Consider the following 24,620-nt stretch of genomic DNA (forward strand, 5'->3'; position numbering starts at 1 on the left):
AGAAAATGGAAATGTCCGATGCCCCGCTTTGCAGCCAATCTCAGCATGATGTTCAACGAAGTGCCGTTTCTCGATCGCTTCGATGCAGCCGCGAAAGCCGGTTTCACGGCGGTGGAGTTTCTGTTCCCCTACGAACATTCGCCTGACGACGTGGGAAAGCGCCTGCATCGCAATGGCCTGACGCAGGCGCTGTTCAATCTTTACCCCGGCGACTGGAATGAGGGCGAGCGAGGCTTTGCAGCTCTGCCCGATCGCTTTGCTGACTTGCAGGCGAGCGTCAAGCAGGCGTTGCCTTACGCTAAAGCGACGGGAGTGAAGCGATTGCACCTGATGGCGGGAATCGCTGATCGCTTCGACCCAAAGGCGGTAGATTCATTTCGCCGCGGAGTGGCGTGGACGGCCGAGGCGTTTGGCAGGGAAGGCATCACTCTCGTGATTGAGCCGATCAATCCACGTGACGTGCCGGGCTATTTCCTGAACGATTTCGATTTTGCAGCGGGCGTCATCGAGGATTTGAAAATTCCGAACCTGAAACTGCAGTTCGATATCTATCACCGGCAGATCGTCCACGGCGACGTGACGATGGCGCTGCGCAAGATGATGCCCATGATCGGGCATATCCAAATCGCCAGCGTGCCGTCGCGCAATGAGCCGGGCGGCGAAGAGTTAAACTATCCGTTCCTGTTCGATGAACTGGACCGGCTGGGTTACGATGGTTTCGTTGGCTGCGAGTATCGTCCAAAGGGCGATACCGTTGAAGGTCTCGGCTGGTTCGCGCCTTACGCGGCCAAGGCTAAGAAAGGAGCGCGCGCGTGACGTTGGCGCTAGGCTGCATCGCCGACGACTATACCGGCGCATCCGATCTAGCCAACACGCTGACACGCTGTGGCCTTCGCACGGTGCAGACCATCGGCGTGCCCGACGATGCGTTGGCGCTGCCAGATGTAGACGCTGTTGTTGTCTCATTGAAAAGCCGTTCCATCGAGGCTTCTCAAGCTGTCGCGCGGTCGAGAGAAGCAGATAAATGGCTGCGTGCGCGAGGCGCCCAGCATGTGCTGTTCAAGATCTGTTCGACGTTCGATTCCACCGATGCCGGTAATATCGGACCGGTGATGGATGCACTGCGCGCCGAATCCGGTGACGCCATTGTGCTGGTAACGCCGGCGTTCCCGGGAACGGGGCGGACAGTCTATCAAGGCAATCTGTTCGTCGGCAGCGTGCCGCTGAACGAAAGCCCGTTGAAGGATCATCCACTCAATCCCATGCACGATTCCAATCTGGTGCGGGTGCTGGCGCGGCAAAGCAAATCCAACGTCGGTCTTGTCGATCTTGCGACTGTGGGGAAGGGAGCGGCCGCAATCCGCGCGCGCCTCGCGGAGTTTACGAAACAGGGGATTGGCGCAGCCATCATCGATGCGGTGTTCGATCCAGAACTAGAAATTGTCGGTCAGGTCGCGCTCGACCATCGATTGTCGGTCGGCGCATCGGGAATGGGACTTGGGCTGGCGCGCGGATTGATAACGTCGGGCAGGGTGAAGAAAACCTCATCGTCCGTTAATGAGAAAGCTATCGGCGGTCCTGTGGCCTGTCTCGCCGGAAGCTGCTCGCAGGCGACGCTGACGCAGATCGTACAGGCAGAAAAATCGATGCCGGTGCTGCGGCTCGACCCGGAGAAGATCGTAGCGGGTGGAGCGGAAGCCGACCGCGCGCTGAACTGGGCGCGTGAGCATCTTGGGAAGGGGCCGATCCTGATTGCCAGCAGTTCGACGCCGGATCAGGTGGCGTCCTTGCAGGCGAAGCATGGCCGCGATGCGGCGGGTCATGCCATCGAGCAGGCGATGGCCGCGATCAGCGAAGGACTTGTCGCCGCGGGTGTGCGGCGTCTCGTGATCGCGGGCGGCGAAACGTCGGGCGCCGTGGTCGATCGCCTCGGCATTCCGGCGTTTCTGGTGGGACCGGAAATCGCCGCCGGCGTGCCGGTGCTTCGTTGTGTCGGCTGGAGCAAGGGCGAGGCTGTGTTGGCCTTGAAATCCGGAAACTTTGGTGGTCAGGATTTCTTCAACGACGCAATCCGTCTGATGCCGTAGTGTTCAATCTTCCTTGAACCCGTACTCCATGTTGTTGCCGGTCGCGCCGTAATATTTGAACGGCAGGAATTTTCCCGTCATCACGAACTTGACGCGATCGCCCTTCGGATTAGCGACACGTTCCATCGTGAAATCGAAGTCGATGGCGGACATGATGCCGTCGCCGAATTCCTCCTCGATCAGCGCCTTCCATGCTGGTCCATTCACCATGACCATTTCATAGAACCGGTAGATCAAGGGATCGGTCGGCGGCATTGGCGTGCCGTCACCGCGCATGGGAACTTCGTTGATCATCGCGGTTTCCGCCTTGGAGAGGCTGAACAGCGCGGCCGCATTGGCGGCCTGTGGCTTGGTCAGTTTCATCTGGCCCAGAATAGCGCCGACGATCAACGCATCCGAGTGCCCGCCGATCTGCTCGCAAATGTGTTTCCAGGTCCAGCCCTTCTCGCGTTTGATGTCGAGCAGCTTCTCCGTGAGGTCTGAGCGCTTCATGGCCTGTCTCCTTGGTTGATGCCGGAATGCTTCGATCCATCACGCAAGGCACATGCCAAGAGCTGATTGGTGCGCCACATCGCGTCCTGAGCAGTGACCAGATGACATGAACCCTGCGTATTCGGCCGGACAGGCTGCCGTGGAACTTTGATTATCAAAGTCAGCCATGTGAAATCGCGACTCAAACCGCTCGGGATTTCAGCACGAAACCCCGATTTGCCACCGGGTTAGGCAGTTCATGCCGGTTGTTAGCGCTTGATAGAGGCTTGCGCAGATGTTCTGCTCAAAAAACGAGCCATCGAGGTTGTCGCGTCGTGTCCATTACCGTCGCCCTGCATCATGTCACACACTATAGGTATGACCGGCCCGTCAGCCTCGGACCGCAGGTCATCCGCTTGCGTCCCGCACCGCACACGCGCACGCGAGTCTCCAGCTATTCGTTGAAAGTTCTGCCCGAAAAACATTTCGTCAATTGGCAGCAAGACCCGCAGGGCAACTGGCTCGCGCGTTTCGTGTTTCCGGAGCCCACGCGTGAATTCAAGATCGAGGTGGATTTCATTGCCGATATGGCAGTGGTCAATCCGTTCGATTTCTTCGTTGAGCCATATGCTGAGAAGTTCCCATTCGCATATCCACCAGATCTTGCCGACGAACTCGCTCCGTATCTGAAGACAAGCGTGCCGACGCCGCTTTTCGCGGAATACCTTGCCGGTATTCCGCGCGAAGCGCCGAGTACGGTGAATTTTCTCGTCGATCTGAACGCGAAGCTGCGCGAGAAAATCAATTATATCGTCCGTATGGACCCAGGTGTCTGGACTCCGGAAGAGACTCTTAAATCCGGTGCGGGATCATGCCGCGACTCGGCATGGTTGTTAATCGAAGCGTTACGTCATCTCGGATTGGCGGCGCGTTTTGTGTCCGGCTATCTCATTCAGTTGCGCCCGGACATCGATCCGCTGCAAGGCCCGCGCGAAGTCGAGGCCGACTTCACCGATCTGCATGCCTGGGCGGAAGTCTATCTGCCGGGCGCGGGGTGGATTGGCTTCGACGTGACATCGGGGATGCTCACCGGCGAGGGGCACATTCCGGTCGCGGCATCGCCGCATTATCGGACTGCGGCGCCTATCAGCGGCGGGGTCAGCGCGGCCAATGCCGATTTCGGATTCGAGATGAAGGTGACGCGCGTCAATGAAGCGCCGCGCATCACCAAACCATTCTCCGACGGTTCGTGGCAGCGTCTCGACGCGCTTGGCGAGAAGGTCGATGTTGACCTCAAGGCCGATGACGTGCGGCTGACCATGGGCGGCGAGCCGACATTCGTGTCGATCGACGACCTGGAATCCGCTGAATGGAATACGGCCGCGGTCGGCCCGACCAAGCGCGGCATCGCGGACGATCTTATTCGGCGTCTTCGCACGCGTTTCGCGCCGGGAGGCTTGCTGCATTACGGACAGGGCAAATGGTATCCCGGCGAAAGCCTGCCGCGCTGGGCGTTCGGACTTTACTGGCGCAAGGATGGAGTGCCGATCTGGCGCAATCCCGACTTGATCGCGCCGATGGAAGGACCGCGTTCGGCGAAGATCGAGCAGGCGGAAAAATTCGCCGCCGGAGTGGCCCAAAAGCTCGGCGTCGATGCGGGCAATGTGCTTCCGGCCTACGAAGATCAGGCGCACTGGCTGCTCAAGGAGAACAGTCTTCCCGGCAACGTCGATCCGAGCGACTCCAAACTGGCCGATCCGGAAGAGCGCTCACGTATGGCGCAGGTGTTTCAGCAAGGGCTTAACGTGCCGCGCGGTTTCGTGCTGCCGGTGCAGCGCTGGAACGCGAAAGCCACGAGCCGCTGGCGCAGCGAGAAGTGGAATCTGCGGCGTGGAAATCTGTTTCTGACGCCGGGCGATTCCCCGCTTGGGCTGCGGCTGCCGATGAATTCACTGCAATGGATTCCGCCGGAGGACTATCCGTATGTTGTTGAGCAGGATCCCATGGAGGAACGGGGAGAGTTGCCGGCTTTCGGGGCACCGCAATCCGAACCCGTTGCGCAGCCCCCAGTGTTCGACGGCGGCGCGCTGGCTGACGGCGCGCCACGTCAGTTCGTTCAGGAGCAGCAGGCCGGCGGGAAGGGTGGCGTCCGCACCGCGCTGTCGATCGAAATCCGCGACGGCATCCTGTGCGCGTTCATGCCGCCGGTCGAAAAGCTGGAGGACTACCTCGAGTTGATTGCGGTGGTGGAGGCCACAGCCGAGGACATGCAGATTCAGGTGCATGTCGAAGGTTATGCGCCGCCCTATGACCCGCGCGTCGAGGTCATCAAGGTGACGCCTGATCCCGGCGTGATCGAGATCAACATTCATCCGGCGAAGAATTGGCGCGAGATCGTCGATACGACCCTCAGCCTTTATCAGGAAGCGGCGCATGTCCGGCTCGGTGCGAACCGTTTTCTGATCGATGGACGCCACACCGGCACCGGCGGCGGAAACCATGTCGTGATAGGCGGAGGCACGCCGGCGGACTCGCCGTTCCTGCGGCGGCCCGATCTGCTCAAGAGCGTGGTGCTGTATTGGCAGCGACATCCGTCGTTGTCGTACTTGTTTTCGGGCATGTTCATCGGTCCGACCAGTCAGGCACCGCGCATCGATGAAGCGCGGCACGATGCGCTCTATGAACTCGAGATTGCTATCGCGCAGATTCCGCCGAAGGGCGAAAAGGTGCCGTTGTGGCTGGTGGATCGCACGTTCCGTCATCTGCTGGTGGATATCACCGGCAATACTCATCGGGCGGAAATCTGCATCGACAAGCTGTATTCGCCGGATAGTCCGACGGGGCGTCTCGGTCTTGTCGAATTTCGTGCGCTCGAAATGCCGCCGGATGCGCGCATGAGTCTCGCGCAGCAACTCGTGATCCGCGCACTCATCGCGAAATTCTGGCGCGAGCCGCAGGATGGCCGCTTTGTGCGCTGGGGCACGACGCTGCACGACCGCTTCATGCTACCGCATTTTCTTTGGGAAGATTTCAACGACGTTATGTCGGATTTGAAACAGGCCGGTTACGATTTCGAGCCGGAATGGTTCGAGGCGCAACTTGAATTTCGCTTTCCGGTGTTCGGAAGTGTGCAGCATGGCGGCGTGACGCTCGAATTGCGTCAGGCGCTGGAGCCGTGGCATGTGCTGGGCGAGGAAAGCTCGGGCGGTGGCACGGTGCGTTACGTCGATTCGTCCGTCGAACGCTTGCAAGTCAAGGTCAGCGGCTATGTCGAAGGACGGCACGTCATCACCTGCAACGGCCGCCGGCTGCCGATGACGGACACCGGGCGTTCCGGAGAAGCTGTAGCGGGTGTTCGCTTCAAGGCCTGGCAGCCGTCATCCGGTCTGCATCCGACGATTCCGGTTCATGCGCCGCTGACCTTCGACATCATCGACACCTGGAACGGGCGCTCGCTAGGCGGGTGCGTCTATCACGTCGCCCATCCCGGCGGCCGGAGCTATGAGACCAAGCCGGTCAACAGCTACGAGGCCGAGGCGCGGCGGCTGGCCCGATTCCAGGCCCATGGCCATACGCCGGGCCGGATTGAGGCGCCCGCCGTGGAGCGATCCCTCGAATTTCCCTTAACTCTCGACCTTCGGACGCCACTCCTGCATTGAGGCCACCGCAATAATCGGCGAAGTTGCTGCGGAAGCAAAAGGCGAGTCGGAATGGCCAATCTGGACGGCGGGGACACAAGGGCGCGGGCGGGGCAGCACGATCTTCTGGACTGCACCCGCGGCTACGCGCCACTACCCGGGATTCCGGACGAGTTTATCGATGCCAGGGGTGAGCCCCGGGAGGTCTGGACGCGGTTCTTCGACGCGTTCTCCGCACTTGGGTCGGGCGAGATCGAGCGCCGCTTTGCCTCTGCTGACCAGCACATGCGCGATGCGGGCGTCACCTACCGCGCACCCGGCGAGTCCGCCGACCGCTCATGGCCGCTCAGTCATTTGCCGCTGCTGATCGACGAGGGCGAGTGGAAACAGATTTCCGAAGGCGTCGCGCAGCGTGCGGAGCTGTTCGAACTGATCCTGCGGGATTTGTATGGCGAGGGCCGCCTCGTTGCGGATGGTGCGCTACCGGCCGCTGCGATCGCGGGCAGCAACGAGTATCTGCGATCGGTTTGCGGAGTGAAGCCGCCGGGCGGGCAGTATCTCAACCTTTACGCCGCCGACATCGGCCGGGGTCCTGACGGGCGCTGGTGGGTACTCAACGACCGGACGCAGGCGCCGTCCGGCGCTGGGTATGCCCTCGAGAACCGGTTGGTGCTGTCGCGCGCGCTGACCAACCTCTACACGTCGATGAATATCGAGCGCGTTGCGCCGTTCTTCGAGGCATTTCGTGAAAATTTGCGCGGGCTTTCCGACCGCGACGAGCCGCGCATCGGGCTGCTGACGCCGGGAAATTCCAGCGAGACCTATTTCGAACACGCGACGCTCGCGCGCTATCTTGGCTTCCTGCTGGTGGAAGGTGACGACCTCGCGGTGAGCGAGGACCGGCTGCACGTCCGTACGGTTGCCGGCCTGAAGCGTCTTGATGTGTTGTTGCGACGGGTCGATTCGAATTTTCTTGATCCGCTCGAACTCGACGCGCGTTCCATGCTCGGCGTACCGGGTCTGATCGATGTTCTGCGAAAAGGAGGCGTCGCGGTCGCCAACATGCCGGGCTCCGGCGTGATGGAGGCGCGGACGCTGCTCGGGTTCCTGCCGAGTCTCAGCCAGCGCTTCTTCGGCGAGGAGCTGAAGATGCCGCACATCGCGACATGGTGGTGCGGGCAAAAATCTGCGCGCGAGGACGTTCTGTCTCGTCTGGACGAAATGGCGATCGAGGGCGCTTACGGCCAGTCTGTTCCGGGTTTTCTTGGACATGGTCCGATTGTCGCCGCGTCGCTTTCAAAGGACGAGCGCGCGCGACTGGTCGAGGCCATCGGCAAGCGCGGTATTGATTACGTCGGGCAAGAGATGGTGCGCCTCTCGACCACGCCGGTATGGGACAACGGGCATATCTCGCCGCGCCCGTTTGTGCTGCGCGTGTTCGCTGCGGCGACGCCGAACGGTTGGACTATCTTGCCGGGCGGATTCTGTCGCATCGCCGATCAGCCCGACGCGCGGGCTGTCTCAATGGGCGAGGGCGCGCGCGCCGCCGATGTCTGGGTGGTATCCGAGAAGGAAGTCGCCACATCCACGCTGCTGCCGCCGAGCGATACTGTTCGTATCAAGCGTATCGCCGGATGGGTGCCGAGTCGTGCTGCGGACAATCTGTTCTGGCTCGGGCGTTATCTTGAGCGCGCCGAAGCCACGTTGCGGCTAGTGCGCGCGTTGGGCGGCGCATTACGGGAGCCTGGCAAAGGCCCGTCACCGATGCAGCCGATGATCGAGCGGATTCAGCGTCTGCTGGTGAGCTGGGGGGCGACTACGCCGTCGGCGCGCGCCAAACTGGCGACGACGGCTGCGCAGGCGCTGCAGTCCAAGGACAAATTCGGCTCCGCACTGTCGCTGCTTCGCTCGGCGCAGCGCACCGCAACGACATTGCGGGAGCGGCTTTCGCCGGACGCATGGCATGTCATCACCGGCATGGTCGAACGGCTGTCTGAGAAAGCCGATGACGACGAGGCTTTACTCGAAGCTGCAGAGTGGGCTTTGCAGTCCCTCGCGACATTCGCGGGTCTCGCACAGGAAAACATGAATCGCGCGGCCGGTTGGCGCTTTCTCGAAATGGGGCGTCGCGTCGAGCGTGCGATCAATACCGCGCGTTTCGCGCGTCAGTTTGCCTACGATACCGCGACCGGCGAGGATCTTGATCTGTTGCTGACGCTCGTGGATTGCCAGATCACCTATCGCTCACGCTATCTCGTGGGACCGTTGCTGGCCCCGGTGCGCGATCTGGTTGTTCTGGACGAATACAATCCGCGCTCGGTGGCGTTTCAGATCGCAGCCCTCAACGAACACATTGCGAGCCTGCCGAGTATGCGAGAGGGTGGCCTGATCGATCCGCCGCATCGTCTTGCCGTGACGCTTCAGGCCGCGATGACGGCTGGTGAAGCAGAAGCGTACGATACGAAGGCGATCTTCGCGCTCGAACAGAGCTTGCTCAATCTGGCTGACGCCATCGGATCGCATTACTTCCCGCACGGCAGCATCGCGACGCGGCCTGAGAAGTTGACGGGGTTTGCGTGATCTACGACATCCGTCATGTCACGACATATTCCTACGAAAGCCCGGTCAGCTTTGCCCGTTGTTCCTTGAGGCTTGAGCCAAAAAGCGGCGATGGCCAGCAACTGATCTCCCACAGTGTCGAGATCAAACCGGCTCCGGTGGAACGCTCACTGCGAACTGATTTTTTCGGCATCACCACCGAAGGCATTGTGATCGAAACGGCGCATCGCGTTCTTCGCATTGACGCGCGATCGCGCGTTGACGTGTCGCGCGCCGCGCCAAGCCGTGAGATGAGTTCTCCCGGCTGGGCGCAAGTGCGCGAGGCAGCGTTTGCTTCAAATGGCCTCGGCGCGTCGTCGCCGGTGGGGTATCTGTTCGCAAGCCCACTGGTGCCGATCAAGCCGTCGGTTACGGAATACGCTACGGCAAGTTTTCCGGCAGGAGCGGACATCTTCGCGGCAGCGGCCGATCTGATGCAGCGGATCAACCGCGATTTCGTCTACGACTCCAAGGCAACGGAAATCTCCACGCCGTTGCAGGAGGTCTTCGAAAAGCGGCGAGGGGTCTGCCAGGACTTCGCACATATCATGATTGCCGGCTTGCGCGGCCTCGGTTTGCCAGCGGCGTATGTCAGCGGTTATCTGCGAACCACGCCGCCGCCGGGACGTCCGCGGCTTCAGGGCGCGGACGCGACACATGCGTGGGCGTCGGTCTGGTGCGGCGAGGACATCGGATGGGTGGGATTCGATCCCACCAACGATTTGGTGGTCGGCAACGATCACGTCGTTCTGGCGGTCGGGCGCGACTATACCGATGTATCGCCGGTCGATGGCGTGGTCGTCGGCTCTCGCAAACAGAAGCTGACTGTCGCGGTGGACGTGATTCCGGCGGAGTAAGCACGCTTGCTAACTCTTGTGGCTGCCGTCGGCGCAGAACGAGGCCCGGACATTGCAATCCGACGGACTACGGCCCTCGTTGCGGCAGCGCGCCGAGGCTGCATCGATCGCCTGGCCGAGGGTCGCGCCCTCGGCGGTGAACGCGCCCCAATATCGGGTCCGCTTGATGCGCGCGGTGTAGAATGCCATCGCACCGCATTTGGTCGTGGATGAAACCTTGCAGCCGCGTCCGCCGTTGTTGACGCATAATGTCAGTGCCCGTGCTTCAGCCTCGTCACGGGTCGCCTTCTGCCAGGCCGCGCCCCAGGCACCGCGCGCGGCAAACCCGATAGCCGCCCATTGTTCACCGGAAGGGGGCGTTGGCACGGCCTTCGACTTCAGCGATTCAAGCCGAATTTTGGCGAGCGTTGCGAATGTGCCGTCGGGGTATTTGTCGAGATAGGCGGTAATCTCAGCCGGATTGCGCGAGTCTTTCACTGAATTCCAGAACGTGATCTCGACACTGGAATCCGTCTGTGCGAACGCGGCTCCGGGGTGCACCAATAAGGCAGCCGCGAGCGCCAGCGCGCAACAGATCGTCCGTAACATCACCAGCCTCATTCGGAGTCCCGCGCGCAGACTAAAAGCCAAAATTAGCGTTGTCGAGCGGACGCCAGTTGCGTTCAACCGAAAAAGAGCGTTGCAGTACTCAAAGGCGCGAAGCGCGACGGACACGGAAAAATTCAGAGATTGGGCCATGAATGAGTGCTTATTTCGAGGAGCTTGACTATCGCCCGACGCCGATGGGCGTGCTGACGCTGCGCCGCCGCAAAAATCTTGCGCAGGCTGTGGACATCTATGAGATCAAGCTCGGCGACGAGTTTTTGATGTCGAGCATGTTTACCGCGTCCGAGACTGCCCTGGCGCGTCTCGGCCTTGCCGAACTGTCGGGGCAGGGCCTCGATGTCGTGGTGGGAGGGTTGGGCCTTGGTTACACAGCCGAGGCTGTGCTGGAGAACACGCGGGTCGGGGCGTTGCTGATCGTCGATGCGCTTTCCGAAGTGATCGAATGGCATGAACGCGGCCTCATCCCACTTGGTGCGAAACTCAAGGCGGACGGACGCTGCCGGTTCGTGCACGGTGATTTTTTCGCCATGTCATCGTCGGTCGATGGCTTCGATCCAACTCAGCCTCAACGCCGCTTCGATGCGATTCTCGTCGATATCGATCACTCGCCACAAGACTTTCTACATCCGACTCACGCGTCGCTGTACAGCGTGGAAGGCTTGACGAAGGCTTCGAGCCATCTCCGATCAGATGGCGTGTTCGCGCTGTGGTCGAACGACCCACCGGACGATGTCTTTCTGAAAGTTTTGTCGAGCGCTTTTGCTGCTGCTAACGCGCACGTCGTCACCTTCTACAATCCATTGCAGGATCGGGAGGCGACAAATACTGTCTATGTCGCGAGGAAGAGGGCCACTGGCTGACGTCTTATTCGGCAGCCTTCATCTCTGGAACCCGATAATTGCCCTCTGCATCGAAGCGCGCGCAGACGCTGCCGTCCTGAGCCGTCCAGTCCGCGAACGGCGCGGGGCCGCACAGGAACATGTAGTAGTCGTATGGCGCACGGCGATCGTTGGACATGATGTACTGATAGTGCATGCGCCAATAATTGAACCGGACCTTGGCGAAAATATCGGGCGCGATCATCTTGCGAAACGGCACCTGCCAGATAAGCGGGTTGCACCGCCGCTCACCGGCGTCCGCGCCGATGCCGCTGACGGGATCGAATTCCCAGAAATTCATGAAGTCTTCGCGGGACTGGCAGTCGGTCCATAACACGCTGCGCTCGGCCGCGATTGCAGCGACCGTGCGGCGCAACGGTTCGGCGGCAGGGTGCATGGCCAGTGCCGGCATGATCGACCCGGCCGTCATCACCGACACGCGTGGTCCGTGCCGGCCGACGTCAGGATCACGTTCAAGCGCCTTTTCCATTGTCGCCAGCGCCAGCATCGCGCCTGCGCTGTGCCCAACGACAATAATTTCATCGGCCTCGTTCGCACGGGCAGCCGCAACAATGCGGTCGGCTAGAATGTCGAGCAGGCGGTCAAATCCCGTCGGCGTGCCACGTGCGAATTCGCGCAGGTAAGGCCAGCAGTTGTTGAGCTGGTTGACGAACATGCACGCCGCGACCGGATAGAAAAGTGCAAACCAGCCGGCGGAGAATGCAGCGGTGAGGGCGAACGTCACCACGCCAGGACTTGTCGGCGGGCTGATAAGGTCGGCTGCGTACCAGCCGCCCGTAAGCGCGAGCGCGATCCATGCCATCAGTATTACCTGCGAATAGATAAGCAGCACGCCCATGCGCCATGAGGCGCGGAATACCCGGGCCAGCGCGCCGCTGACGATGTCGTCGAACATCCAGCGCCCGGTGCGAACCAGTTGCAGCCAGAATGACTGCGCGAGATTCGACCGGATCAGGTGCTCGAGCCGCAGGAATTCGTATGTTGTCGAGACCTGCCAGTTCGAGCCCGTAGTCTCGACGGTCCAGTTGGCGATCTCATCGGACTCGTTATTGCAGTCTGAAAGGTTGCTGCGGACGCCCCAGTTCTCACGAAAGCGCTTCCACTCGCGCCGAAACATGCGGTGGAATCCGTCCGCGCCTTGAGGCTCGTAACCTTCAATAAAAAAAACGTGGCGCCGCCGGATTTGACTCACGCGCTATGACTTCGATCGTGTCGTCTTTTTTGCTTTTTTTGTTTGGCGGGATTTGGCCGCGGATTTCTTGGAGGATTTCTTCGCGGGCACTTTTTTCCCTTCCTTTCGCGCTTCTGAAAGGCCGATAGCAATTGCCTGCTTCCGACTCTTCACCTTCTTACCCGATCCTCCGCTTTTCAAAGTACCCTTTTTCCGCTTGTGCATTGCACGCGCGACTTTCTTCGCCGCTCCCTTGGAATACTTTCGGGCCATGATTGTCTCCGCGATTTGTTGTCGAGCACAAACAATCGCTGAGAATATCAATATGTTCCGATACGAATCTGGTGAATGCAGCGATAAGGAATTTCTGGCGGGTTAGTGGCCGCTCGCCGCGGTCACGATCCAGATCGAGCCGCCAAGAGGGATCGTATTACCTTTTTGATGCGCGGTGAGCGCCGTCCGAATCGACTGCGTCGCCGCAGCAATTTTATCCGGAGGCTGGCCTTCGAGCGCGCGGCTTGTCGGGCCGATGGCAAGCACGGTTTCAATAGCGGCATCGAGTCCGCGGCCGGTGGCAATGTCCAGCGACAAGTCGGCGCGCTCCATTGCGATGTCCGAGAAACCTGCTTCGTCCAGAATGCGGTGGACGCGTTCCTCGCGGGCGAAAGCAAACGGGCCGGGGTCTTCCGGTTTCACCTCGGGGAGCTTCGGCACGTGCTTGTAGGCTTCCTGAAGGGCCAGCATCATCCAGGGATTGTCGCGCGGTGTGCGCCAGCAGGCGAAGGCGAGGCGTCCGCCCGGACGAAGCGCCTTGCGCATGTTGGCAAAGGAAACCGAGGGCTGCGCGAAAAACATGACGCCGAAGCGGGAGAACAGCAGGTCGATACTGCCACCAGTAAAGGGATACACGGTTGCATCCGCCAACACGAACTCGACCGGCGAGCCGGAAGGGGCAAGCTCCCGCGCCCGGCCCAGCATAGGCTCCGAAATGTCGATGCCGGTGACGTGTCCGCCGGGGCCGACCCGTTTGGCCAGATCGAACGAAGTCGCTCCGCAGCCGCAGCCGACATCGAGTATGGCTTCCCCGCTTTTGACGGCGGCACGGCTGAGCAGGATTTCGGACACCGGCGCCAGCACTATGTCCTGAAGCTGCTGTCGGTCAGTCCAGTGGCGGCCGCCTGGGCCATTCCAGTAGGCGATTTGATCGGCATTGTGGTCGTCGATGGCGGACAGGGTCATGAGGCGCTCCGGTAGCTTAAGCCCTGTCTTAGGCCAGCCCGGGCGGCCTGAACAGAAGCGGTCCAACTATGTCCGGCCTTGTAGACCGCGATCACGCGAGACTATCTCACTCCCAAAAACAAGCGGTTATTGCGCAAGCCGGCCTGATAACGGCCGCGCGTATTTTGTTTACCAGGCGCGGAACAGAACGCTCGCGTTGACGCCGCCGAAGCCGAAGCCGTTCGACAGCACATGCTCAATCGCCATCGGCCGGGCTGCGCCGCGCACAAGGTCGATGCCTTCCGCGGCCGCATCCGGATGATCGAGATTGAGCGTGGCGGGCGCAATCTGGTCACGCAACGCGAGCACCGAGAAAATGGCCTCGAGGCCGCCCGCCGCACCAAGCAGGTGCCCCGTGGCGGATTTGGTCGAGCTTACCGCAACACGGCCTTCGGTGCCGAACACGGCCTTGATCGCCGCCAGTTCGCCGCTGTCGCCGACCGGCGTCGATGTGGCATGGGCATTGAGGTGCTGCACTTCCACTGGGGAAATTCCCGCTTGCCGCAACGCGATCTCGATAGAACGGCGCGCGCCGTCGCCATCGTCCGGGCCGGCCGTCATGTGATAGGCGTCGGACGTGGTTCCGTAGCCGACGAGTTCGGCGATCGGCGTCGCTCCGCGGTCGAGTGCATGATCGAGCGTCTCGATCACAAGAATGCCGGCGCCTTCGCCCATCACGAAGCCGTCGCGGTCCCTGTCGAAGGGGCGCGACGCGCGCCGCGGTTCGTCGTTGAAACCGGTCGAGAGCGCGCGGGCTGCGGCGAATGCGCCGAGACTGACGCGATCGATGCAGGCTTCAGCGCCGCCTGCGATTGCGACATCCGCTTCACCCGCGAGCAGGAGCCGCGCGGCATCGCCGATGGCCTGCACGCCAGCTGCACATGCCGTTACCGGCGCGCCCAGCGGGCCTTTGAATCCATGACGGATCGAAACCTGCCCGGCAGCAAGATTGACGAGAAACGAGGGGACGGTGAAAGGCGAGAGACGGCGCACGCCGCGTTCGTCGGCGGTGCGGACAGCATCGACGATGGCAGGAAATCCACCGACGCCGGAGCCGATGATGGTTGCGGTCCGTTCGCGCGAACGCGCGTCTTCCGGTTTCCATCCGGCCTGTGCGATCGCCTCATCCGCCGCCAGCAGAGCGAACTGGATGAAACGGTCCATCTTCTTCTGATCCTTGCGCGGCGCTGCGCGGTCCGGATCGAAACCGAATTCGGGATCATCCGCGATGTCAGGTACTGCGCCCGAGACCTTGGCAGGCAAGTCGGCCGCGGCGTTGTCCGACATCGCTCGGATGCCGGACTGTCCCGCGATCAGCCGTGACCAGTTGCTCTCCACGCCGACGCCGAGCGGAGAGACCGCGCCCATTCCAGTGACGACGATCCGTCGTATCGCGCTGTTTCGTTTCACGATCTCACCACAGGTTGCCCAGGAACAACGCAGCCCGCTTGCCGGGTGCGGTTACGACGCCAGCGGAACGAGCCGCCGGCGCATTGCAAGTTGGCGACGGCGATCAGTTGAGCTTGCGCTCGACCGCGATGGCGGTTGCTTCACCGCCGCCGATGCAGAGCGAAGCAATGCCGCGCTTCACGTTGTTCTTCTCCATCGCGTGCAGCAAGGTCACGATCAGACGTGCGCCGGTTGCCCCGATCGGATGGCCGAGCGCGCAGGCGCCGCCGTTGACGTTGAGCCTATCGCGCGGAATTCCGAGATCTTTCGCGGCTGCCATCGGCACCACGGCGAAAGCTTCATTGATTTCGAACAAGTCGACGTCGCTGACTTTCCAGCCCACTTTGTCGAGCAGTTTGCGGATCGCCGGAATTGGGGCAGTCGTGAACCAGTCGGGAGCCTGGCTGTGGGTCGAGTGGCCCTTGATTTCGGCAAGGATCGGCAGACCTTCGCGCTCCGCGATCGAGCGGCGCGTCAAAACCAGCGCAGCCGCGCCGTCGGCATTTGCCGAGGATGCTGCCGGTGTGATCGTGCCGTTGGCGCGGAATGCGGGCTTCAGGTTCGGAATCTTGGCGGGATCGACCTTCAGCGGATGCTCGTCATTCTCGACAACGCGAACGCCTGCCTTTTCCTTGACGGAGATCGGCGCGATTTCTTTTTTGAATGAGCCGTTCTGAACCGCATTGCGAGCGCGGGTCAGTGTCTCCATTGCGTATTCGTCCTGATCCTTGCGGCTGAACTGGTAAGCTTCCGCGGCGGCTTCACCGAAGTCGCCCATCGAGCGGCCGGTTTCGTAGGCATCCTCAAGACCGTCCATCATCATGTGGTCGATGATGCGGTCGTGGCCGACGCGATAACCGCCGCGTGCTTTTTGAAGGAGGTATGGCGCATTGGTCATGCTTTCCATGCCGCCGGAGACGACGATCTCTGCCGAACCGGCATTGATGATGTCGTGAGCCAGCATGGTGGCCTTCATGCCTGAGCCGCAAACCTTGTTGATGGTGGTCGCGCCTGTGGCATCCGGCAGTTTGGCGCCGCGCGCGGCCTGGCGGGCGGGGGCCTGGCCCTGTCCGGCGGGGAGAACGCAGCCCATGAAGACTTCATCGATTCGCTCGGGCGACAGCTTCGCCCGCTCAAGCGCCGCGCCGATGGCATGAGAGCCGAGGTTATGCGCGCTGAATGACGATAGATCTCCCTGGAAGCGGCCAAGAGGTGTGCGAACTGCGGATACGATGACGACGGGATCGGATGAAGACATGCAACTCTCCTGATGACCCGCGTGCGCAGGGATTGTGAGTTTGGATGACGAGTATCATATGAAGGGATACACAAATTGCAATCGGCGTGCGGACAATAAAAGCATGAATCCTGCGCCGACAAGCTGCCGCACGTTTAAAACGCACCCGTGGCATGCCAAAATTCGCATGACTTATTTTCTTGCGTCGGATGAGTTATTTTCGTCTATCGAGAAATGCCTGCATGTGACGCTGTGGTTCGCCGGTCAGGAATGACTTGCCGAACACGCCGACGCTGAGATTGATGGATTCGGTGAGCGCAAGCTCTTCCCACTGCCGCAGAAGCGCTTTCTGGTTCCGCATGACCTCGGGCCCGCACTCTGCAATTCCTCCCGCGACTACTGCAATCGCCGAATCGAGGTCGGCATCGGGCACGACCTGATCGACCAGTCCCCAGCTCAGCGCGGTGGGGGCATCGATTGTTGCGGCGGTCAGGATCAGCCAGCGGGCGCGGCCCCAGCCAATCAGCCGAGGCAGCAACGCCGCGTGGATGACCGAGGGAATGCCGACCTTGACCTCCGGCATGGCGAACTTCGCGTCTTGCGACGCGATCCGCAAATCGCACGCCGCAGCAAATTCCAGTCCGCCGCCGAGGCACCATCCCCGCAGCCTCGCGATCACCGGCGTTGGAAATTGCCGGACCGCTTCACAAAGGTCGCGCAGGCCGGTGATGAAGGTCTCGGCGGAAGCTTGATCAAGAATCGCCATCTCCTTGATGTCCGCGCCGCCGATCATGCTTTTCTCGCCGGAGCCCCGCACGATCAGAACGCGAATGTCGTGGTCGTTCGCGAGCTGTTCCAGTCCCTCCCGAACGCCGCGGATAACCTGAGAGTTGACGATATTGAGCGGCCCGGCATTGCTGATCGTTAATGTTGCAACGCCGTTTTCGCCGCGCACGACGTTGCAATAATCGTTGATGGTTTGCATGTATCGGGGCCTGACGGTTGCTGTTTTGGAGCTTGATGGCGATGGTGCGCGATCATCTTTCCCTCGTCAAATGCGGCGCATGGCAGCTATTTTCGCATATTGCGGGCTCCGGTGGGCGAAGATTGTGCTATTATATGATCTGAAACATGTGATGAGGCGCCGATGCGCTACTCGAAGGACCATAAGGCCGAGACCCACGAGCGGATCGTGAAGAACGCATCCGTGCGCCTGCGCGAGCGCGGCGCGGCGAGCCTCGGCGTCGCTGAGTTGATGAAGGAAGCCGGTCTTACCCATGGCGGCTTTTATGCGCACTTTGCCTCGCGCGATGCGCTGATCGGCGAAGCCTTTGCGCACGCCATGGACCAGACCGCGAAGCGGTGGCGCAAGCGCGCCGAGCAGGCGCCTGAAGGCAAGCAGCTATCATCCATCGTCAACGGGTATCTCACGGCCCAGCATCGCGACGATGTCGGCAACGGTTGTGCATTGCCGTCGCTGGGGGCGGAGGTGCACCGCGCGAGCCCCAAGACGCGCAAGGCCGTGGCCGCGAAGCTGGAGGAAATGATCGATGTCATTTCGGAGCAGATGCCGGCGCAAACCGCGAAGGCCGCACGGCGGGAGGCTATTGCAACGCTTTCCACCATGATGGGGACCATGATTCTGGCGCGGATGGCCGGGACGGGAGAATTTTCGGACGAGGTCCTCGCTGCGGGCCGACAGGGCGCGTTGCGGGTCGAGAATGTGCCGAAACCTCGCGTGAGAAAAACCAGGGCATCCAAGAGCGGCGCCTGACCAGCCCGGGTGTTTCGTCAAGGTGGTTCTTTGCGTAGCGCGCCACCGAGCTGTGCGCAGAACCCCGTTCCAATGCCCTCGCGGACAGTGCTAGCATCCTCAAAACACACGCTTTTGGAGGATACTTATGCGTACGATCGGGCATTTCATTGGTGGCCGCGAGGTCAAGGGCACGTCGGGACGTTTTGCCGACGTGTTTTTACCTATGACGGGCGAAGTTCAGGCCCAGGTCGCGCTGGCGTCCAAAGCGGAAATGCGCGCGGCGGTCGAGAACGCCAAGGCTGCCCAGCCGGCTTGGGCCAATACCAACCCGCAGCGCCGCGTTCGCGTATTGATGAAATTTCTCGAACTTGTGGCGCGCGACAACGATGCGCTGGCTGAATTGCTTGCGCGCGAGCATGGCAAGACCATTCCCGACGCCAAGGGCGACATCCTGCGAGGGGTCGAGGTTGTGGAATTTGCGCTGGGCATCCCCCAGCTGATGAAGGGCGAATACACGGAAGGCGCGGGTCCGGGCATCGATCTCTATTCGATGCGCCAGCCGCTTGGCATCGTTGCCGGCATCACGCCGTTCAATTTCCCGGCGATGATCCCGATGTGGAAGTTTGCGCCGGCGATCGCCTGCGGCAATGCGTTCATTCTGAAGCCGTCGGAGCGCGATCCCAGCGTGCCGATGAAGCTTTGCGAACTGATGCTCGAAGCGGGATTGCCGCCGGGCATTTTGAATTGCGTCAACGGCGACAAGGAAGCAGTGGACGCCATTCTCGACGATCGGGATATCAGCGCCGTCGGCTTCGTCGGCTCGTCATCGATCGCGCAGTACATTTACGAGCGTGCCGCGGCGACCGGCAAGCGCGCACAGTGCTTTGGCGGAGCGAAGAATCACGCCATCGTCATGCCCGATGCCGATATGGACCAGACGGTTGATGCACTGGTCGGTGCGGGTTACGGCGCTGCCGGCGAACGCTGCATGGCCATTTCTGTCGTTGTGCCCGTTGGCAAGACGACCGCCGACCGCATGATGGAAAAACTCATTCCTCGCGTCGAGAGCCTCAAGATCGGCCCTTCAACCGATCTCAGCGCGGATTTCGGTCCGCTCGTGACCAAGGCGGCGCTGGAGCGCGTCAAGGACTACGTCGAAGTCGGCATCAAGGAAGGCGCCAAGCTCGCCGTCGACGGTCGTGGCTTCAAAATGCAGGGCTACGAGAACGGCTTCTACATGGGTGGCTGTCTGTTCGACAACGTCACCAAGGATATGCGCATCTACAAGGAAGAGATATTCGGCCCCGTGCTGTCGGTGGTGCGTGCCAACGACTACAACGAAGCGCTGGCGCTGCCGTCGGACCACGATTACGGCAACGGCGTTGCGATCTTCACCCGCGACGGCGACGCGGCGCGTGACTTTGCCGCGAAGGTCAATGTCGGAATGGTCGGCATCAACGTACCGATCCCGGTGCCGGTAGCTTATTATACCTTCGGCGGCTGGAAGCGTTCGGGCTTCGGCGACCTCAACCAGTATGGTCCGGATTCCGTGCGGTTCTACACCAAGACCAAGACCGTCACCGCGCGTTGGCCGTCGGGCATCAAGGAAGGCGCCGACTTCGCCATGCCCACAAGCTAAGGACGGCGCGCCATGCAATTCGCTCTGACCGAGGATCAAATCGCGGTTCGCGACATGGCGCGCGAGTTCGCGGCCGAGAAGATCGCGCCGTTCGCGCTGAAATGGGACGAGGAAAAGTTTTTCCCCGTCGACGTGATGCGCGAAGCGGCGGCGCTCGGCATCGGTGGCATCTACATCCGCGATGATGTCGGCGGCTCGGCGCTGACCCGGTTCGACGCGGCGCTGATCTTCGAGGCGCTGGCGACGGGCTGTCCGACGGTGTCGGCGTTCATCTCGATCCACAACATGGCGTCATGGATGATCGACGCCTACGGCTCGGATGCGCAGCGGCAAAAGTGGCTGCCGCGGCTCTGTACGATGGAACTGATCGCAAGCTATGCGCTCACCGAGCCCGGCGCGGGCTCGGATGCGGCGGCGCTTGGCACGCGCGCGGTGCGTGACGGCGATCATTATGTTCTCAACGGTCAGAAACAATTTATCTCGGGCGCAGGCGCGGGCGATATTTATGTCGCTATGGTGCGCACCGGCGGCAACGGCGCAGGCGGCATTTCCACGCTGGTCATCGAAGGCAACACGCCGGGTGTGTCGTTCGGCGCCAATGAGCGCAAGATGGGATGGAATGCGCAACCCACGCGCGCCGTTATCTTCGAGAATGCACGCGTGCCCGTTGCCAACCGTCTCGGCGAAGAGGGGATCGGCTTCAAGATCGCAATGGCGGGCCTTGACGGCGGACGGCTCAATATTGCGGCCTGTTCGCTTGGCGGAGCGCAGTCCGCCCTCGACAAGTCGCTTGCCTACATGAAGGAGCGCAGGGCCTTCGGCCAGCGCCTCGATGAATTCCAGGCGCTGCAGTTTCGTCTTGCGGACATGGCAATCGAGCTCGAGGCCGCGCGTACCTTCTTGTGGCGCGCTGCCGCGGCGCTCGACCGCAAGGACCCGGATGCCACGATGTTGTGTGCGATGGCCAAGCGCTTCGGTACCGATGCGGGCTTCGAGGTTGCCAACCAGGCGCTGCAATTGCATGGTGGCTACGGCTATCTCTCCGAATACGGCATAGAGAAAATCGTAAGGGATTTGCGCGTGCATCAAATCCTCGAAGGAACCAATGAGATCATGCGCGTGATCGTCGCGCGCAAACTGATCGAGGGAGCGCGATGAGTGCGCACGCGACGGCGGTGGCCGGGGCGGACAATGACCTGATCGTTTGCCGGGACGGCGCGGCCGGAATCATCCGGCTTAACCGCCCGAAGACGATCAATGCACTGACATTGGGAATGACGCGCGGGATTGTGGCGGCGCTCGATACATTTGAGGCGGACCCCGGCGTGTCGCTGATCCTGCTGGAAGGTGCGGGGGACCGCGGGCTCTGTGCGGGCGGTGACATTCGCGGACTTCATGACAGTGCGAAAGCGGGCGGCGATCTCGGGCCGGTGTTCTGGCGCGAAGAATATATCCTGAACGCGCGCATCCCGGAATTTCCCAAGCCTTATGTCGCCTACATGGACGGTCTCGTCATGGGTGGCGGCGTCGGCATTTCGGCGCATAGCGCGTATCGGATCGTCACCGAGAAAACGAAAATGGCGATGCCGGAAGTCAGCCTTGGTTTTTTCCCCGACGTGGGCGGAACATGGCTGCTTTCGCGGGCGCCCGGCGAGGTCGGGACTTATTTCGCACTGACCGGAAAGCCGATGAGCGGGGCGGACGCGGTTTATGTCGGTGCCGCGGATGTGTTGATCGTGTCGGGCGATTGGCCGGCATTGCGCGATGCGCTTGCAAATGCACCGCTACAGGCGACTGGCGACGACGTTCGCGCAATTCTGAGACTTTTCGCGGTGACGGATGCTCAGGCGCCGATTGCGAACCATCGCAGCCTCATTGATCGCACTTTTGCACACAACACGATGGAAGAGATTGTTGCGGCCCTGAAACAGGACGGCTCGGAATTTGCGCTTGCGACGTTAAAGGCGTTGTCCGCGAATTCTCCGACGGCGCTCAAGGTGACGCTGGAGTTGCTTCGGCGCGCGCGAGGTTCCAAGTCGCTCAAGGAATGTCTGATCCGCGAGTACAATTCGGCGCTGACGGTTTTCACCAGCGCCGAGTTCGTGGAGGGCGTCCGCGCGGCCATCATCGATAAGGACCGCAGTCCGAAGTGGTCGCCGGCCAGGCTGGAAGATGTCACGCCGGACATCGTCGAGAAGTATTTTGCACCGAACGCCAAATACAAGCTGGTGTTTCCGGACTGAGTGGTCATTAAAACAACGATAACGAGGGCAGGACATGGCAAACGTCGCATTCATCGGTCTCGGCAACATGGGCGGTCCCATGGCGGCCAACCTCGTCAGGGCCGGGCACAAGGTGCAGGGCTTCGATCTTGTGCAGGCCTCGAAGGATGCAGCCAAGGCGGAGGGTGTGACCATTGCAGCATCAGCGGCGGATGCGGTGAAGGGCGCTGACGTCGTGGTCACCATGCTCCCGGCGGGCAAGCACGTTCTGAGCGTTTGGAAGGAGATCATCCCGTCTGTCGGCAAGAACACGTTGATGATCGATTGCTCCACCATCGACGTTGAGAGCGCGCGCCTCGCGCATGCCCATGCGACCGAACACAATTTGCCGTCGATCGATGCGCCGGTATCAGGCGGCACGGGCGGCGCGAAAAGCGCGACGCTGACATTCATGTGCGGTGGTGAGGATTTTGCTTTCGCTGCTGCAAAGCCTCTACTCGAAAACATGGGCAAGAAGGTCGTGCATTGCGGGAAAGGTGGTGCAGGGCAGGCCGCCAAGATTTGCAATAACATGATCCTCGGTATTTCGATGATCGGCGTGTCGGAAGCATTCGCTCTCGGCGAGAAGCTGGGCCTGTCGCATCAGGCGCTGTTTGATGTGGCATCTACCTCGTCGGGCCAGTGCTGGTCCCTGACGACCTATTGCCCGGTGCCGGGGCCGGTTCCGGCATCGCCCGCCAACAATGAATACAAGCCGGGTTTCGCGGCGGCACTGATGCTGAAAGACCTGCGGTTGTCGCAGGAGGCGGCAAAGGCGGCAGGCGCCGCAACGCCGCTTGGCGCTCATGCGGAAAGCATCTATGACGCCTTTGAGAAAGCCGGTCATGGCGGCATGGACTTTTCCGGCATCATCAAGCATGTGCGCGGGCTGCCATCGAAATAGGATTCATTGATGACGACATTCCAGGACGCGCGCGCATTCCTGCTTCAGCATCGCACCGACTACGACAAGGCCGTCGCGGACTTCCGCTGGCCCGATCAGAAGCAATTTAACTGGGCGCTCGACTGGTTTGACGCGGATCTGGCGAGCGCCGCGGAGAGCCGCGACCGCACGGCGCTCTGGATCGTCGACGCCGCCAGCAATACCGAAACCAGACTGACTTTCGCGGCACTGTCGCGCCGCTCCAACCAGACCGCGAATTTCCTGCGCGATCTCGGTTTGAAGCGCGGCGATCATCTGCTCTTGCTGCTCGGCAACGTGGTGCCGCTATGGGAAACGATGCTTGCCGCCATGAAGCTCGGCGTCATCGTGATTCCCGCAACGACGTTGCTGACGGCGGATGAGTTGCGTGACCGTCTCGATCGCGGCAAGGCGAGGGCGGTTGTCGCGACGCAGGATCAGGTCGCGAAGTTCGAAGGTCTGGGCGGCGAGGGCTTCACGAAGATCGTTGTTGCCGCGACTGCTGAACATAAAGGCTGGCGGCGGTTCGAGGACGCTGCAAACTATCCGGACGCGTTCACACCGGACGGCACGACTGGCGCCGACGACCCGATGTTGCTCTATTTCACGTCCGGCACCACGGCGAAGCCGAAGCTGGTTCTGCACAGCCACAGCAGTTATCCGGTCGGCTCGCTCTCCACGATGTATTGGCTCGGGCTTCAGCCGGGCGACATTCATCTCAACATATCTTCGCCTGGTTGGGCGAAGCATGCGTGGAGCTGCTTCTTCTCTCCGTGGAATGCGGGGGCAACCATCTTCATCGTCAACCAGCCGCGTTTCGATGCGAAAGGTTTGCTCGCGACCGTCGCGCGTTGTGGCGTGACCACGTTATGTGCGCCGCCGACGGTGTGGCGGCTGTTCATTCAGGAGCGTCTCGCGGATTACAAGGTTTCGGTGCGCGAAGTCTGCGGCGCGGGTGAGCCGCTTAACCCGGAAGTGATCGATCAGGTCAAGGCGGCATGGGGTCTGACAATCCGCGATGGCTACGGCCAGACTGAAACCACGGCGCTGGCTGGCAATTCGCCCGGTCAGCCGGTGAAAATCGGATCGATGGGCCGGCCGTTGCCGGGTTACAAGGTGGCTGTCGCGGACGCCGACGGCAATCCTGCGAAGGAAGGCGAGGTGCGTCTTGTCCTGGGCGCGCATCGTCCTGCAGGGTTGATGCTGGGTTATCAGGGCGACGACGGCAAGCCGAAGGGCGCGGACGGCGCGGTCTATCAGACCGGCGACGTGGTGTTTCTCGATGACGACGGCTATCTGACATTTGTCGGCCGCTCCGACGATGTGTTCAAGTCGTCCGACTATCGCATCAGCCCGTTCGAACTTGAGAGTGTGCTGCTCGAACATGATCTGGTGGCCGAGGCTGCCGTCGTGCCGACGCCGGATCCGATCCGGCTAGCGCTTCCGAAGGCTTACGTGTCGGTTGTGCCGGGCACCGCGATCTCGCGTGAAACGGCGTTGTCGATCTTCCAGTATGTCCATTCGCGCCTTGCGCCGTTCAAGCGCATTCGGCGTATCGAACTGGTGACGGAGCTGCCGAAGACGATCTCCGGCAAGATTCGCCGCGTTCAACTGCGCCGTCTCGAGCATGACAATGATCGGACGGACGCGCTGCGCGGCACGGAATTCCGGGAGGAAGATTTTCCGGAATTGCAGGTGGGCACAGGCGGAACGCGGTAGCTTCCATTCCCGGAGCCTGTTGCGATCAAAGT

Annotated in this window: 20 protein-coding genes; 12 read left to right on the forward strand and 8 right to left on the reverse strand. The window is 61.3% G+C overall.

What is annotated here, in order from left to right:
* Positions 1-18 precede the first annotated feature (18 nt).
* Both otnI and otnK read left to right on the forward strand, forming a co-directional pair.
* On the forward strand, positions 19-816 hold the full coding sequence (gene otnI, locus AC1RKJ_RS00555) for a 2-oxo-tetronate isomerase (RefSeq protein WP_492788972.1): 798 nt from the start codon (positions 19-21) through the stop codon (positions 814-816).
* The gene (gene otnK, locus AC1RKJ_RS00560; protein ID WP_492788973.1) at positions 813-2,087 is read left to right on the forward strand and encodes a 3-oxo-tetronate kinase; all 1,275 of its coding nucleotides are present in this window, start codon (positions 813-815) and stop codon (positions 2,085-2,087) included. Before otnI ends, otnK begins: the two co-directional genes overlap by 4 nt.
* Before the next feature lie 3 nt (positions 2,088-2,090).
* Here otnK and cynS read toward each other — a convergent pair whose 3' ends face one another.
* Positions 2,091-2,579, reverse strand: a complete 489-nt coding sequence (gene cynS, locus AC1RKJ_RS00565) for a cyanase (RefSeq protein WP_492788974.1) — start codon at positions 2,577-2,579, stop codon at positions 2,091-2,093.
* A 314-nt stretch (positions 2,580-2,893) separates the two neighbouring features.
* On the opposite strand from cynS, the gene AC1RKJ_RS00570 reads away from it, so the two are divergent.
* The 3 genes from AC1RKJ_RS00570 to AC1RKJ_RS00580 are packed head-to-tail and all read left to right on the forward strand — an operon-like array spanning position 2,894 to position 9,651.
* Positions 2,894-6,217 (forward strand): transglutaminase family protein, encoded by a 3,324-nt coding sequence (locus AC1RKJ_RS00570; protein WP_492788975.1) that lies wholly within the window; start codon positions 2,894-2,896, stop codon positions 6,215-6,217.
* A 51-nt stretch (positions 6,218-6,268) separates the two neighbouring features.
* Entirely contained in the window at positions 6,269-8,776 is a 2,508-nt protein-coding gene (locus tag AC1RKJ_RS00575; RefSeq protein ID WP_492788976.1) for a circularly permuted type 2 ATP-grasp protein, read from the forward strand.
* The gene (locus AC1RKJ_RS00580; RefSeq protein WP_492788977.1) at positions 8,773-9,651 is read left to right on the forward strand and encodes a transglutaminase family protein; all 879 of its coding nucleotides are present in this window, start codon (positions 8,773-8,775) and stop codon (positions 9,649-9,651) included. The genes AC1RKJ_RS00575 and AC1RKJ_RS00580 overlap by 4 nt, the downstream gene beginning before the upstream one ends.
* A gap of 9 nt (positions 9,652-9,660) precedes the next feature.
* Here AC1RKJ_RS00580 and AC1RKJ_RS00585 read toward each other — a convergent pair whose 3' ends face one another.
* Entirely contained in the window at positions 9,661-10,239 is a 579-nt protein-coding gene (locus tag AC1RKJ_RS00585; RefSeq protein WP_492788978.1) for a DUF4189 domain-containing protein, read from the reverse strand.
* 194 nt (positions 10,240-10,433) lie between these two features.
* On the opposite strand from AC1RKJ_RS00585, the gene AC1RKJ_RS00590 reads away from it, so the two are divergent.
* Positions 10,434-11,117, forward strand: a complete 684-nt coding sequence (locus tag AC1RKJ_RS00590) for a polyamine aminopropyltransferase (RefSeq protein ID WP_492788979.1) — start codon at positions 10,434-10,436, stop codon at positions 11,115-11,117.
* 4 nt (positions 11,118-11,121) lie between these two features.
* Here the strand turns inward: AC1RKJ_RS00590 and AC1RKJ_RS00595 are convergent, their stop codons facing one another.
* From AC1RKJ_RS00595 to AC1RKJ_RS00620, 6 genes are all read right to left on the reverse strand, one after another.
* Positions 11,122-12,273 (reverse strand): alpha/beta fold hydrolase, encoded by a 1,152-nt coding sequence (locus tag AC1RKJ_RS00595; protein WP_492788980.1) that lies wholly within the window; start codon positions 12,271-12,273, stop codon positions 11,122-11,124.
* Between the two features lie 78 nt (positions 12,274-12,351).
* Positions 12,352-12,600, reverse strand: a complete 249-nt coding sequence (locus AC1RKJ_RS00600; RefSeq protein ID WP_492788981.1) for a DUF6496 domain-containing protein — start codon at positions 12,598-12,600, stop codon at positions 12,352-12,354.
* Between the two features lie 102 nt (positions 12,601-12,702).
* Positions 12,703-13,566 carry a class I SAM-dependent methyltransferase gene (locus tag AC1RKJ_RS00605; RefSeq protein WP_492792608.1) on the reverse strand — a complete coding sequence of 288 codons (864 nt, stop codon included), beginning with the start codon at positions 13,564-13,566 and terminating at the stop codon, positions 12,703-12,705.
* Between the two features lie 168 nt (positions 13,567-13,734).
* Positions 13,735-14,997 (reverse strand): beta-ketoacyl-ACP synthase II, encoded by a 1,263-nt coding sequence (fabF, locus tag AC1RKJ_RS00610; protein WP_492792609.1) that lies wholly within the window; start codon positions 14,995-14,997, stop codon positions 13,735-13,737.
* Positions 14,998-15,118: 121 nt separating this feature from the next.
* Positions 15,119-16,312: an acetyl-CoA C-acyltransferase gene (locus tag AC1RKJ_RS00615; RefSeq protein ID WP_492788982.1), complete on the reverse strand. Its 1,194-nt coding sequence runs from the start codon at positions 16,310-16,312 to the stop codon at positions 15,119-15,121.
* Between the two features lie 193 nt (positions 16,313-16,505).
* Positions 16,506-17,276, reverse strand: a complete 771-nt coding sequence (locus tag AC1RKJ_RS00620; RefSeq protein ID WP_492788983.1) for an enoyl-CoA hydratase — start codon at positions 17,274-17,276, stop codon at positions 16,506-16,508.
* 162 nt (positions 17,277-17,438) lie between these two features.
* On the opposite strand from AC1RKJ_RS00620, the gene AC1RKJ_RS00625 reads away from it, so the two are divergent.
* The 6 genes from AC1RKJ_RS00625 to AC1RKJ_RS00650 all read left to right on the forward strand — a co-directional run bounded on the left by AC1RKJ_RS00625 (position 17,439) and on the right by AC1RKJ_RS00650 (position 24,588).
* The gene (locus tag AC1RKJ_RS00625) at positions 17,439-18,065 is read left to right on the forward strand and encodes a TetR/AcrR family transcriptional regulator (protein ID WP_492788984.1); all 627 of its coding nucleotides are present in this window, start codon (positions 17,439-17,441) and stop codon (positions 18,063-18,065) included.
* 127 nt (positions 18,066-18,192) lie between these two features.
* Positions 18,193-19,686: a CoA-acylating methylmalonate-semialdehyde dehydrogenase gene (locus AC1RKJ_RS00630; RefSeq protein WP_492788985.1), complete on the forward strand. Its 1,494-nt coding sequence runs from the start codon at positions 18,193-18,195 to the stop codon at positions 19,684-19,686.
* 12 nt (positions 19,687-19,698) lie between these two features.
* Positions 19,699-20,844, forward strand: a complete 1,146-nt coding sequence (locus tag AC1RKJ_RS00635) for an acyl-CoA dehydrogenase family protein (RefSeq protein ID WP_492788986.1) — start codon at positions 19,699-19,701, stop codon at positions 20,842-20,844.
* A complete protein-coding gene (locus AC1RKJ_RS00640; RefSeq protein WP_492788987.1) occupies positions 20,841-21,929 on the forward strand; it encodes an enoyl-CoA hydratase/isomerase family protein in 1,089 nt (362 codons plus the stop codon). Before AC1RKJ_RS00635 ends, AC1RKJ_RS00640 begins: the two co-directional genes overlap by 4 nt.
* A gap of 34 nt (positions 21,930-21,963) precedes the next feature.
* Complete coding sequence (gene mmsB / locus AC1RKJ_RS00645; RefSeq protein WP_492788988.1) at positions 21,964-22,851, forward strand: 3-hydroxyisobutyrate dehydrogenase; 888 nt, start codon at positions 21,964-21,966, stop codon at positions 22,849-22,851.
* A 9-nt stretch (positions 22,852-22,860) separates the two neighbouring features.
* Positions 22,861-24,588, forward strand: a complete 1,728-nt coding sequence (locus AC1RKJ_RS00650; RefSeq protein WP_492788989.1) for an AMP-binding protein — start codon at positions 22,861-22,863, stop codon at positions 24,586-24,588.
* The last annotated feature ends 32 nt before the right edge of the window (positions 24,589-24,620 follow it).

This window comes from Afipia sp. GW822-FHT04G07, assembly GCF_058800765.1.